Source organism: Solibacillus sp. GQ1, from assembly GCF_059758555.1.
Map to the genome: position 1 here is coordinate 977,527 of NZ_JCAXEX010000001.1, position 12,422 is coordinate 989,948.

Below are 12,422 nucleotides of genomic sequence, written 5' to 3' on the forward strand. Positions count from 1 at the left end.
GTCGCTTGTGTTAATTGTAGTAGTCATCATCGCATTTTTTGGAGCAGGTTTACTCGATTTAAACTTACGCAAAAAATATAACATCCCAAAAAACGAGAAATTTATGGATCAGTATGTGGGGATTTGGCATTTCGTCTTGGAAATCCTTCTATGTTTCATGTTTTTATCGTATGTAACTATTAATCTATTTGACCAAAAAACATTATATTCGGTATTGTTTGCGTTCATTATGATTTTATTTATAGTCCGTGGATTATTGGAGTTTTGGTTTAGAAGAGAAAAGCGTCGTCATATAATTTCATTTACTTATGTAGTGCTTTGTGCAATTTGCAGTATCGCAATTGCCATTATAATGTAAGAAAAGAAGTGTGTTGGAGGGTATCCCTCAACACACTTCTTTTTAGTCTACCTGAATTTCTTCTACTGTTGCTTCAACTTCTGAGCGGGACATTTTTTCTCGTCCTTCTCTCATCGCCTGTAACGTTTTATGTGCCAATGCTAAAGGCAGTCTGCAGAACAATTTAATCGAACGTTTATCTAAATCCTTCATATAAAGGTCGGCCTTTGCCAGGTTTTCCTCCGCATAAGCAAATAGTTCAGCCCGTGTCCAGCCATCCGGAACGAAGCTGACACCGCGCTCATCCAAATCTTCCTGCTCATTTCGTAAAATGTTTACTGCCTGTAAGCCGCGACCATAGCCAATTGCCAGCTCACGGTCTGTTTTCGTACCGGCGCTCCATTCCCAAAGCTCCGAAAGCATGACACCGACCAAACCAGCCACATAGTATGTATAGTCGTCCAAGTCTTCCTTCGTATGCACCTGCCAATTTGCGAGTGCCCATTTAGCCATTCCCTCCGCCATTTCACTCGTCGCAGAAGTGACAATCGGGAATGCCCCTTTAGGACAAACTTCCAGCCAGTCAGCTAGACGAAGTGTAACTTCAGGCATTTTGTCCTTTACAGGTGCAAGTGCAGCAAGGTAAGCATCGTTATCAAAGGCAGGAGCTTTCAATAATTCCGCTACTTTTAATAATGTCGCATTTTTCATTTCATTGGAAACATCTTCGTGATCTTCAATTTCATCAATTGCCCGCATTGCTAAATATGCAGCAGCAACCGTTAATTTTAATTCTTTATCTAAAAAAGTAATGGGGATATAAAATGTACGGCTCGTCTCTTTTAAAACGCGCATCGCATCTTTTTGTAAAGCTTTGTTCGACATAAGGAAAACTTCCTCCATTCTAAATTGCATCCACTTCCTATCGTATCGCAAATCTGTGAAAAGGGAAAATAAAAGTTCCGGCTTTTGAAGATTTGTGGCCGGGAGTGATTAGTAGGGAGAAAGAGAGCGGCGTATTAGAACATAGGAGCTCAATTGTGGAACGAGTGGAGCGAAAAATAGAAAGTTTAAATGCTAAAGTAGAACCGCTTGCCATGAAAGTAGAAACCCTGAGCCGCAACTCCCAATAAGAAAACATACACATTTCCAGTATGTACATATTAATTGAAATATGGTAATATTAGAACAATTCTAATGGACGGAGGTGAACGGAATGAAAAAGTTAGCGATCGAGACAGGTGTAAAAGTGGATACAGCTATGTATTTTGCACGTGTCATTACTTTTAAATTTGGGTCTAACGGGATAGGTATGTCCTTTTTTAGACAATTTAAAAATAATGCGTAGCTAATTAACTTCATTCTTTTCACCACTACTGAAAAGGCTGCTCTCGTTAATGAGCAGTCTTTTTGTTATTTTAGCTGCGCCGGTGGAGGCGTAGAAATATGCAGTTGAAAGCAGAAAACATAACGAAAATTATCGGTGGCAACACCATTTTTAAGGAACTTTCTTTTGAAGTGAATGCCGGTGAACGTATCGCAATCGTCGGTCGAAACGGCAGTGGGAAAACAACATTATTTAAAGTGCTGGCAGGTATTGAACAGCCGGATGAAGGGCGAATCATAAAATCGAAAGGTCAAACAATCGGCTACTTGCATCAAATACCTCAATACACGGATATATCAGTTTTTGATGTATTGTCAAAAGCATTTGCTGAATTACATGATATTAAAGATCGTCTGTCTCAGTTGGAAATGAAGATGGTAACTGATTTATCCGAGAAGATTTTAAATCAATATGGAGAGCTGCAAGAGCACTATTTAGCAAACGGTGGCTACGAAACTGAAGCGAAAATTGCAGCGATTGCCAATGGACTCGCGATTACAAAACTATTGGATCAACCTTTTCATGCGCTCAGCGGCGGTGAAAAAACAAAGGTAATGCTCGCTCAAATATTACTGCAGCAGCCCGATATTTTGCTGTTGGATGAACCGACAAATCATTTGGATCTTGCTGCAACACAATGGCTTGAAGACTATTTGCAATACTTTAAAGGTACCGTTGTTGTAATCTCGCATGACCGGATGTTTTTAAATAAAATTGTTCAGTATGTGGCAGAAATTGAAGACGGACAGATTTGGATGAGCAAGGGTAACTATGATCAGTACATTAAAAATAAAGAGGCAAAAATAGCGCAGCAGTTTGCAGCATATGAAGAACAGCAAAAAAAGATTCAGAAGATAAAAGAGGCAATTCGCCGATTACGTCAATGGGCGAATGAGGCTTCTCCTCCGAATCCTGATCTATACCGCAAAGCGAAAGTAATGGAGAAGATGCTGGCTCGAATGGAAATTGTCAAAAAGCCAAAAACCGAGCGCCAGATGAATTTACAGCTGAAGGCAGAAGACCGGACTGGAAAAGAAGTATTTATGCTAAAAAACATTTCCCACGGGTTTGAACAGGACTTTTTATTTATGGATGTTCAGTTATCGGTCCATTTTCAAGATCGGATGGCGATTGTTGGAAATAACGGAACAGGAAAATCCACGTTAATAAAAATTCTATTAGGGGAAATTGAGCCTGTTGATGGGGATGCAAAACAGGGCAGCAATTTAAAGATCGGTTACCTTGCACAGCAGTTTGACCAATTTAACGGCAAACAGCGTCTTATTGATGCTTTCCGAGAGCAGGTGTCATTAACGGAATACGATGCGCGGCATATGCTCGCCAAATTTTTATTTTACGGTCATGACGTATTTAAAAAGGTGGATCAACTAAGCGGCGGGGAAAAGATGAGGCTTCGACTAGCTCAATTAATGGTTCAAAAATGCAATGTTCTCGTTTTGGATGAACCGACGAACCATCTTGATATTGAGTCAAGGGAAGCGCTTGAAGAAGCATTGGAAAACTTTGAAGGAACAATACTTGCGATTAGCCATGACCGTTATTTTCTGCAAAAACTATTTACGAGAACGGCATGGCTGGAAAATCAGCAGCTTATCGTACATGAAGGGCCATTTGAATGGGCACAGTCGAAACAAAAGGAGTTATGCAAATGAATCAAATCGAAGCATATTGGCAGCGTTTTTGTGAGTCAGAAGGTTTGCAAAATATTCGTTATAAAGAAGCATTTCAGTTTGGTGAAAAAGCGGATTGGCTTGCAGAACTTGTAGTAGATGGCGTTAAAAGAGCAACTTGCTCAAGTTTTCCGTTGTATGAACTTGAAGAAGAAAGTTTGCCGGAAGTGGGGGACTACCAGATTGTTTTAAACAGTCATGATGAACCTGTTGCGATCATCCAATCTTATTCTATTGAAATTTATCCATTCAATGAAGTACCGGTTGATTTTGCATTGGCAGAAGGAGAAGGTACTTATGAGGAGTGGAAGGAAGCACATGTCGCGTTTTTTAGCAGAGAACTTTCCAAACTTGGTCTGGAATTTACCGAAGAAATGCTGACAGTTTGTGATCGCTTTAAAAAAGTTTTTCCTAAATAAAGATTAGAAAGTTGCAATATTAATAGCTAAACTTATACAAAATGGAGGAATTTGTTTAAGCAAACCTCCATTTTTTCACTGTTTTCGTTCAATTTCAACACTTCTTGGCAACAATTGCTATCGAAAAACGTTACATAATAGTTGCATAGGTTAATGTTTTTTTGATATATTGATTCTTGTTTTTCTAAATAAAAAAGGAAAACGTCTTGAATAGAAAGAGTGATTACAAGGTGAAAAACTTAGTAAAAAATAAAAGCTTAATAAACAATTTTCTAGGGATTTTCGTTCTTGCGGTTTTAATGCTATGGGCGAAAACTTACATTACACAATTGACGCAGTTTAAGTTGGGTGTAGAGGGGCCACTTCAACAGTTTCTTTTATTAATTAACCCATTAGGTTCTGCGGTACTATTTTTAGCAGTTGCTTTTCTGTTTAAAAGAAAAAGAAGACTGACAGCATTGATCATCATTTATACATTGATGACATTTCTATTATTTGCGAATTCTGTATATTATCGTTTCTTCAGTGATTTTATTACGCTTCCAACGATTTCTCAAACACAAAATTTCGGAGATTTAGGCGGCAGTGTTTTAACATTATTAAAACCGACTGATTTATTATTTTTTGTGGATATTTTTGTACTGATATATATTCGTTTCTCAAAGAAAATTAATTTCCAATCCGGCAAAGTCGGATTCAAAATGCCTGCAGCTGTTATAGCAGCAGCAATTGTATTATCAATTGTTAACTTGCAATTAGCGGAAGCTGACCGCCCGGATTTATTGAGCCGTGGCTTTGACCGCAGTTATATCGTGAAATATTTAGGTATGTACAATTATACAATTTATGATTCTGTTAAAACGTTTGAAGCATCTTCAGAACGTGCTTCAGCAGACAGCAGTGATATTGCTGAAATTATTAACTTTACAAATTCATTTTCAGCCCAGCCAAACGAGAAGTACTTTGGTAAAGCAAAAGATATGAATGTAATTTATTTGCATCTGGAATCCATGCAGTCATTTTTAATTGATTATGAGCTTGAAGGCCAACAAGTAACACCGTATTTAAATTCGTTAGTTAAAAATGAAAACACAATGTATTTCGATAACTTTTATCATCAAACAGCGCAGGGGAAAACTTCCGATGCTGAATTTATGTTAGAGAATTCATTATTCGGATTGCCACAAGGTTCGGCCTTTATTACAAAAGGTCAGAATACATTTGAAGCTGCACCATCGATATTAAAAGACTATGGCTATACATCAGCAGTGTTCCACGGAAATAACGGTAGCTTCTGGAACCGAAATATTATTTACAACCAGTTCGGCTATGACGAATTTTTTGACGAAGGTTCGTATGATACAGCCGATTCGAAAAATATGGCGGAGTACGGCTTAATGGATAAACCATTTTTCGAGCAGTCGGAAAGCTTGCTTGAAACATTGCCGCAGCCATTCTATACAAAATTCATTACGGTTGCCCATCACTTCCCTTACAAGATTGATCAGGATTTAGCGACGATCGGTAAGGCGACAACAGGCGATGCGAGTGTCGATAATTATTTCCAGACAGCTCGATACGCTGACGAAGCGATTGAACAGTTCTTTACGTATTTAAAAGAATCCGGGCTTTATGAAAATACAATGATTGTAATGTACGGAGACCATTACGGAATTTCCGATAACCATAATAAAGCGATGGAACAAATTATTGGTGAAGAAGTTACACCTGTTGTAAATGCAGATTTACAGCGTGTGCCGCTATTTATTCATGTACCGGGAATGGAAGGTGGCGTTAACCATACGTATGGTGGCCAAATAGACCTTCTTCCGACAGTGTTGCATTTACTTGGTGTTGAAACGAAAAACAATATCCATTTTGGGACAGACCTGCTTTCTGAAGAACATAGCGAAATCGTTCCGTTTAGAAACGGTAATTTTGTCAGCCCGACAATCTATTCGTTGGACGGCAAATACTACGATCCGAAAACAGGTGAAGAGCTCGATGAATCGAAATTGGAAACAGCAGATAAATTAAAAGCGACGGTAGAAGAAAAACTTCACTATTCCGATAAAGTTGTAAATGGGGATTTATTGCGCTTCCATTCCAAAGACGGAAGCATAAAAGAGTAAGTAGATAGTTTAAAATTGAACATATTTTCTGAGGCATCATCTAATTTGATTAATTCAAATAGGTGATGCCTTTTTATTATGGCTTAAAAAATAATTAATAAAGATTCAGAGGAAGAAAATACTTTTCAGATTGCAGTGAAATAGTCAAGGAACTCTATCTGTTTCATAATAAATTACTATCAGGTAAGAAGTTCGATTTACATAAAAACCATGCATTCATCCTGTTAATTACCTTCTGAAGTAATGTGTTAACTTATAGTGAAAGTATAAATGTAAGTATGATTTGTTATTAAAACAATAACAATTAACGTCATAAAGGTGAATTTTACTATTTAAAAGTACTAATTTGTTGAGAATATTTTAGCAGCATTATCTATATAAATTAAGAGACAGATAATTAATTGCTTAATAGGTTGTAATCTTTTTGTATAAGCAACATATATTGTTTTTTGTGAAAGCGAAATGGTTTAGAGTTTTTAGGAGGCGATCTAAATGATTCGCCAACACCCAATTTATTAAGGGGGAATGAGTTAATGAGAGAAGCCGTAATCGTCGCTGTAACACGAACACCGGTAGGCAGAAGAAATGGTGTTTTGGCAGAAGTACGGGCAGATGATTTAGCTGCAGATGTACTGGAGGATGTAGTAAAGCGAGCGGGAATTGAAAAGGCACTTGTTGAAGATGTTATTTTTGGCTGTGTCACCCAAACACTGGAGCAAGGCGGGAATATCGCACGAATTGCTGCATTGATGGCAGGCTTTCCGATTGAAGTGCCCGGTGTAACGATTGACCGGCAATGCGGCTCGAGTTTACAGGCAGTTCATTTTGCGGCGCAAGCGATTATAGCAGGTGATATGGACATTGTGATCGCGGGTGGTATTGAAAGCATGAGCCGTGTACCGATGGGATCGAATATGGAGGGCACGCGCAAAAGTGACCGTATCAAAAAATATGAGTTGATCCACCAAGGGTTATCCGCAGAGCGTATAGCTGAACAATGGGAGTTAACAGAGCAGGAAATTAATGACTATTCTGTGCTGAGCCAGAAGCGTGCCACTCAAGCAATTGAAGCAGGCTATTTTGATGATGAAATTGTAGCAATCGGTGATGTAGATACTGACGAGGGACCAAGACCGGGAACGACCGTCGAAGTTCTGCAAGGCTTAAGAAAGCTGTTTAAAGAAGACGGATTTATTTCTGCAGGAACTTCGTCACAAATGAGTGATGGTGCATCAGCAGTACTCATTATGTCGAGTGAAAAAGCGCAGGAACTTGGTGTGAAACCGATGGCGAAAATCATTGCGCGTACTGTCGTAGGTTCTGATCCGACACTTATGCTCACAGGTCCAATTGAAGCGACAAAACGTGTCCTTGAAAAGGCAAACTTAACGATTGATGATATGGATACGTACGAAGTAAATGAAGCTTTTGCACCTGTACCGATCGTTTGGGCAAAAGAGCTTGGTGCGGATCTGGAAAAATTGAATCCGGATGGTGGTGCGATTGCATTAGGTCATCCACTTGGCGCAACAGGAACAAAATTATTAACGACGATGCTTTACCGCATGGAGCGTAATAATCAGCGCTATGGCTTGCTTGCGATTTGTGAAGGAATGGGCATGGCCAATGCAACAATTATTGAGAGACTTTAAATAAAACTCTATTCATATTTTATAAATTCACGAAAAGATATGTAATCGCTTTCAATAGATAAGGTGTTAAAAATATGACGAAGAAAGAGTGAAATAAATGAATAAAACACTGGCGAAAACAAGAAAAGAGTCCCGTACGTTTTTTAATAATGATCATATTATGTTCCGGGAGTCTCTTAGAAAATTTGTAGAAAAAGAGATTGATCCTTATTTTACACAATGGGAGCATGATCGCATCGTTCCGCGTGACCTATGGACAAAATTAGGCAGTCAGGGATTTTTATGTCCTAGCGTAGAGGAAAAGTACGGCGGAATGGGCTTGGACTTTATTTTTGATATTGTTTTATCTGAGGAATTGTCAAAAGTCGGTGGTGGTCTAAGTGGAATTGGACTGCATAGTAATGTCGTAACGCCGTATATCACTTCTTTTGGAACAGAAGAGCAGAAGATGAAGTATCTTCCGAAGTTTGTAAGCGGTGAATGGATTTCAGCCATTGCAATGACAGAGCCAGGTGCAGGTTCGGATTTACAGAAAATGACGACAACAGCAATTAAAGATGGTTCCGACTATATTGTGAACGGTCAAAAAACCTTTATTACGAACGGAATTCTTTCCGATGTCATCATCATCGCCTGTAAAACAGATCCAAAAGCGGTACCAGCCCATAATGGGGTAAGCTTACTAATTGTTGAAAGAGGAATGGAAGGATTCTCACGCGGCAGAAAATTAGACAAGGTTGGCATGCATAGCCAGGATACAGCAGAACTTATTTTTGAAAATGTACGAGTACCTGCAGAAAACCTTCTTGGTGAAGAAGGAAAAGGTTTCTTGTATTTAATGCAAAAGTTGCAGCAAGAACGCCTATTGACAGCAGTAGGGGCAATTACCGCTGCAAAAGATATGCTCGACTTAACACTGCAATATGTTAAAGAGCGGGAAGCGTTTGGGAAACCGATTGGTAAATTCCAAAATACACAGTTTACTCTGGCTGAAATTGCGACACAAGTAAAAATCGGCCAAACATTTGTAGATGATTTGATCATTCGTCATTTAGAAGGACAGGATATTGTGACGGAAGTATCAATGGCAAAATGGTGGATAACGGATATGGCTCGGAAAATTTCGGTAGAATGTATGCAATTACATGGCGGATACGGCTATATGGAAGAATACAAAATTGCAAGACGGTTCCGCGATATTGCAGTTACACCAATTTTCGCCGGTTCCAACGAAATTATGAAAGTCATCATTGCCAAAAATTTAGGACTGTAATGAATCCGAAATTACTTCATCTAGTTAAAGCACATGATTCGTACTATGAATTTATGAGGTGAGATGAAATGAAAAATGCCGTAATAATAGACTCTGTACGTACAGCAGTCGGTCGCATGGGCGAGACATTAAAAGATGTGGAAGTAGATTATCTTGCGGCAAAAGTGTTGGATGAAATTACTGTCCGTACCGGTATCGACAAGAGTAAAGTCGATGAAGTCATTATTGGGCAAGCGAAGCAAAGTACAGACTCGCCGAATCTGGCCCGTTTAGCCCTTTTACGTGCAGGTTTTCCGATTGAAATTACCGGTTATACTGTTCACCGGCAGTGCGGATCGGGACTGCAGGCGATGAATAGCGGTGCTCAGCAAATCATGTGTGGACTGTCCGATATTATTATTGCGGGCGGAGCTGAAAGTATGAGCACTGCGCCGTACTATTTACGAAATGTCCGATACGGTTATGGTGCAGGAAACGGTGAAATTCTCGATTCAAACACGGAAAGTCAGCCCCGTGCCCAGCCGATTGAAACATATGGCGCATTAACGATGGGATTGACTGCTGAGAACTTGGCTGTAAAATACTCGATTTCCCGAAGTGAACAAGACGAGTTCGCCTTAAGAAGCCAGGAAAATGCGAAAAGAGCGATCGAGTCGGGATTGTTCACGGATCAAATTGTCCCATTTGAGGTGAAGACGAAAAAGGGAATCGTCGAATTTAAAGTAGACGAGCATCCAAGGGAAACAACATTTGAGAAATTATCACAGTTAAAACCTGTTTTTAAAGAAAATGGCACAGTAACTGCCGGAAATACTAGTGGTCGTAATGATGGGGCGGGTGTAATTATGCTGATGTCGGAAGAAGCGGCTGCACAGTATGATAAAAAGCCTAAAGCAAAAATCATTGCGCAGGCTGTAGCAGGGGTTTCGCCTGATATTATGGGAATTGGCCCTGCGCCGGCAACTAGAAAAGCATTGAAAATGGCGAATTTAACACTCGATCAGATCGGGTTAATTGAATTAAATGAAGCATTTGCAGCTCAATCTTTAGCCGTCATTAAAGAACTTGGCATGGACATAGACCGAGTCAATGTAAATGGTGGCGCAATCGCCCTAGGTCATCCAATTGGAGGCACAGGCGGTGTATTAATGACAAAGCTGCTTCATGAAATGGAAAGGCGCGGAGAAAAATACGGTTTAGTTACATTCTGTATCGGCGGCGGACTTGGTATTACAACAATTGTTGAAAATATGCAGTTGTAAATATGTACTGGAGCTGATCAAATGAACAATACCGATTGGAAATACCACTATACAAAAAAATGTACCACTGCTGAAAAAGCAATCCAGCTTATTGAATCCTCTCAAACAATATTTTTGGCACCGATGTGTAATGAACCTCAAGTACTTGTAGACGAATTAATTCGTCAAAAGGCACGGTTACAAGAGATTTTATTATATACCATCGTTTTAGGTAGTCCGTGTAAATATGCGGATATATCATGTCAACCACACTTTACAATCCGAACATTTTTAAATTCATCCTTATTGAAAAAAGCATACAAAAATAACCATTGTGATTACGTTCCTTTGAATTTCTCGGACATCCCTAGGTGGATCAAAGAAGAGAAAATTGATGTTGTACTTATACAGGTTTCAAAGCCAAATGCAGATGGTTTTTGCAATCTCGGTCTTTCGGTAGATGTTGTACAGACATTGATTAAGGAAGCGACGGTTGTGATCGCGGAAGTAAACAGCAATCTTCCTTACACATCCGGTGAAACACTGGTTCATGTATCCCAGATTGACCGTTTTGTTTCATCCGACAGACCGTTACTTACGATTCCTAACAGTCAACCTGCCAAAGAAGACAATACTATCGGCAATTACGTAGCAGCGCTGATTCCTGATTATGCGACGATACAAGTAGGGGTCGGCAAACTCGCAGGCAGTATTGTCCGATCACTTCGGTCAAAAGTGGGCTTAGGTGTGCATTCGGGTTCGATTTCTGATGACATTATGCAGCTCATCAATCTGGGAGTCATTACGAACGAACGAAAAGAAATCAATCGTCATAAAACCGTATGTACAACACTTACCGGAACAAACGAGTTATATGAGTTCTGTCATCACAATAAAAGTGTTGAACTGTATCCGGTCAGCTACACACATAATGCGGCAGTTATAGCGAAAATAAGCCACTTCTATTCAATTAACTCGGCGTTGGAAGTAAGTCTGTCCGGGCAAATCAATGCCGAGCAAGTTGAGGATTCCTATGTTGTTGCGGGAGTTGGCGGTCAGATGGATTTCATTCACGGATCAAAACTTTCTCCTGGTGGAAGAGCAATTATTGCCCTTCCTTCTACGGCAAAAAATGGAACGGAATCCCGGATTAAGGTTCATACAAAATACGTGACGTCGCTGAAGTCTGAAGTCGACTTCGTTGTCACAGAGTATGGTATTGCAAAACTGTTTGGAAAATCTTTAAGCGAACGGGCAGAAAGCTTGATTGCCATTGCGCATCCGAAGTTCCGGGCTGCTCTAACTGAACAATACAAACAATTAGTATAAATAGAAAATTAGCCAAATAAGAAAGGGTGTTAACTATGACATATTTAAAAGATAAAGTTGCAATCGTTACTGGTTCCGGCCGAGGCATTGGACGAGATATTGCGTTACTTTTAGCAAAAGAAGGGGCAAAAGTAGTTGTCAATGATTTAGGCGGAGGATCTGACGGGCAAGGGAATGATACAAAAATTGCAGATGAGGTAGTGCGGGAAATACAGGAACTTGGCGGAGAAGCTGTAGCCAACTATGATTCCGTTGCGGACTATGAATCTGCTTCCAATATTATAGATACAGCACTTTCAAGATTCGGGCGCTTAGATATTGTCGTAAATAATGCAGGTATTTTACGGGACCGCATGTTATTTAAAATGAGCGAGGAAGAATGGGATGCGGTTATTGCGGTTCATTTAAAGGGTTCATTCAATATGACGCGAGCAGCATCAACGATTTTTAAGGAGCAAAAAAGTGGGCGCTTTATTCATTTCACTTCCACTTCAGGGTTAATCGGTAATGTTGGGCAGGCCAATTATTCAGCTGCCAAATTAGGAATTGTCGGGTTAAGTAAAAGTACGGCGTTGGATATGGCACGGTATAATGTCACATCGAATGCGATTGCCCCGTTTGCTTGGAGCCGATTAATCGGGACAATCCCTGCAGAAACAGAGGATGAAAAAGAGCGTGTGGACAGACTGAAACAGCTTTCACCAGCACATATTGCGCCATTAGTTGCCTTTTTGGCATCGGATGAAGCTGCCGACATTTCCGGTCAAATATTTGGTGTGCGAGGAAAGGAAATTATGGTGTTTTCTCAGCCGCGCCCGATTCGTTCGGTCTTCAATGCGAAAGGCTGGTCTGTTGACAGCTTAAGTGCAATTAAAGGGTCGCTTCAATCAAGTTTTACACCGCTTGAAGGTAGTGCACAAGTCTTCCCGTATGCTCCGTTAGTGTAATTGTTTGGACTGCT

At 39.9% G+C, this 12,422-nt stretch carries 11 protein-coding genes; 10 read left to right on the plus strand and 1 reads right to left on the minus strand.

Annotation, left to right across the window (positions count from 1 at the left end):
• The first annotated feature begins 7 nt into the window (after positions 1-7).
• Positions 8-358 (plus strand): DUF4181 domain-containing protein, encoded by a 351-nt coding sequence (locus AC6CH1_RS04735; protein ID WP_251688744.1) that lies wholly within the window; start codon positions 8-10, stop codon positions 356-358.
• A gap of 42 nt (positions 359-400) precedes the next feature.
• On the opposite strand, the gene AC6CH1_RS04740 is transcribed toward AC6CH1_RS04735, so the two are convergent.
• Positions 401-1,222: a squalene/phytoene synthase family protein gene (locus AC6CH1_RS04740; protein WP_251688742.1), complete on the minus strand. Its 822-nt coding sequence runs from the start codon at positions 1,220-1,222 to the stop codon at positions 401-403.
• A 331-nt stretch (positions 1,223-1,553) separates the two neighbouring features.
• On the opposite strand from AC6CH1_RS04740, the gene AC6CH1_RS04745 reads away from it, so the two are divergent.
• From AC6CH1_RS04745 to AC6CH1_RS04785, 9 genes are all read left to right on the plus strand, one after another.
• A complete protein-coding gene (locus tag AC6CH1_RS04745; protein ID WP_427710549.1) occupies positions 1,554-1,685 on the plus strand; it encodes an RAxF-45 family protein in 132 nt (43 codons plus the stop codon).
• 98 nt (positions 1,686-1,783) lie between these two features.
• Positions 1,784-3,397, plus strand: coding sequence for a ribosomal protection-like ABC-F family protein (gene abc-f / locus AC6CH1_RS04750; RefSeq protein WP_498316442.1), 1,614 nt, complete (start codon positions 1,784-1,786; stop codon positions 3,395-3,397).
• A complete protein-coding gene (locus tag AC6CH1_RS04755) occupies positions 3,394-3,834 on the plus strand; it encodes an ASCH domain-containing protein (RefSeq protein WP_251688738.1) in 441 nt (146 codons plus the stop codon). The genes abc-f and AC6CH1_RS04755 overlap by 4 nt, the downstream gene beginning before the upstream one ends.
• A 230-nt stretch (positions 3,835-4,064) precedes the next feature.
• Positions 4,065-5,966, plus strand: a complete 1,902-nt coding sequence (ltaS, locus tag AC6CH1_RS04760; RefSeq protein ID WP_251688736.1) for a lipoteichoic acid synthase — start codon at positions 4,065-4,067, stop codon at positions 5,964-5,966.
• A 533-nt stretch (positions 5,967-6,499) separates the two neighbouring features.
• The gene (locus AC6CH1_RS04765) at positions 6,500-7,618 is read left to right on the plus strand and encodes a thiolase family protein (protein ID WP_498316443.1); all 1,119 of its coding nucleotides are present in this window, start codon (positions 6,500-6,502) and stop codon (positions 7,616-7,618) included.
• 97 nt (positions 7,619-7,715) lie between these two features.
• Positions 7,716-8,891, plus strand: a complete 1,176-nt coding sequence (locus AC6CH1_RS04770) for an acyl-CoA dehydrogenase family protein (protein WP_427710544.1) — start codon at positions 7,716-7,718, stop codon at positions 8,889-8,891.
• A 68-nt stretch (positions 8,892-8,959) separates the two neighbouring features.
• Complete coding sequence (locus AC6CH1_RS04775; protein WP_498316444.1) at positions 8,960-10,153, plus strand: thiolase family protein; 1,194 nt, start codon at positions 8,960-8,962, stop codon at positions 10,151-10,153.
• A 21-nt stretch (positions 10,154-10,174) separates the two neighbouring features.
• On the plus strand, positions 10,175-11,461 hold the full coding sequence (locus AC6CH1_RS04780; RefSeq protein WP_498316445.1) for an acetyl-CoA hydrolase/transferase family protein: 1,287 nt from the start codon (positions 10,175-10,177) through the stop codon (positions 11,459-11,461).
• A gap of 35 nt (positions 11,462-11,496) precedes the next feature.
• Positions 11,497-12,408: an SDR family NAD(P)-dependent oxidoreductase gene (locus AC6CH1_RS04785; RefSeq protein WP_498316446.1), complete on the plus strand. Its 912-nt coding sequence runs from the start codon at positions 11,497-11,499 to the stop codon at positions 12,406-12,408.
• Positions 12,409-12,422: the final 14 nt, after the last annotated feature.

Bases quoted from the DNA above. Each gene is read 5' to 3' on its own strand.
- abc-f (WP_498316442.1), top strand. From the start codon at position 1,784: ATGCAGTTGAAAGCAGAAAACATAACGAAAATTATCGGTGGCAACACC.
- AC6CH1_RS04785 (WP_498316446.1), top strand. From the start codon at position 11,497: ATGACATATTTAAAAGATAAAGTTGCAATCGTTACTGGTTCCGGCCGA.
- AC6CH1_RS04755 (WP_251688738.1), top strand. From the start codon at position 3,394: ATGAATCAAATCGAAGCATATTGGCAGCGTTTTTGTGAGTCAGAAGGT.
- AC6CH1_RS04770 (WP_427710544.1), top strand. From the start codon at position 7,716: ATGAATAAAACACTGGCGAAAACAAGAAAAGAGTCCCGTACGTTTTTT.
- AC6CH1_RS04775 (WP_498316444.1), top strand. From the start codon at position 8,960: ATGAAAAATGCCGTAATAATAGACTCTGTACGTACAGCAGTCGGTCGC.
- AC6CH1_RS04765 (WP_498316443.1), top strand. From the start codon at position 6,500: ATGAGAGAAGCCGTAATCGTCGCTGTAACACGAACACCGGTAGGCAGA.
- AC6CH1_RS04780 (WP_498316445.1), top strand. From the start codon at position 10,175: ATGAACAATACCGATTGGAAATACCACTATACAAAAAAATGTACCACT.
- AC6CH1_RS04745 (WP_427710549.1), top strand. From the start codon at position 1,554: ATGAAAAAGTTAGCGATCGAGACAGGTGTAAAAGTGGATACAGCTATG.
- AC6CH1_RS04740 (WP_251688742.1), bottom strand. From the start codon at position 1,222: ATGTCGAACAAAGCTTTACAAAAAGATGCGATGCGCGTTTTAAAAGAG.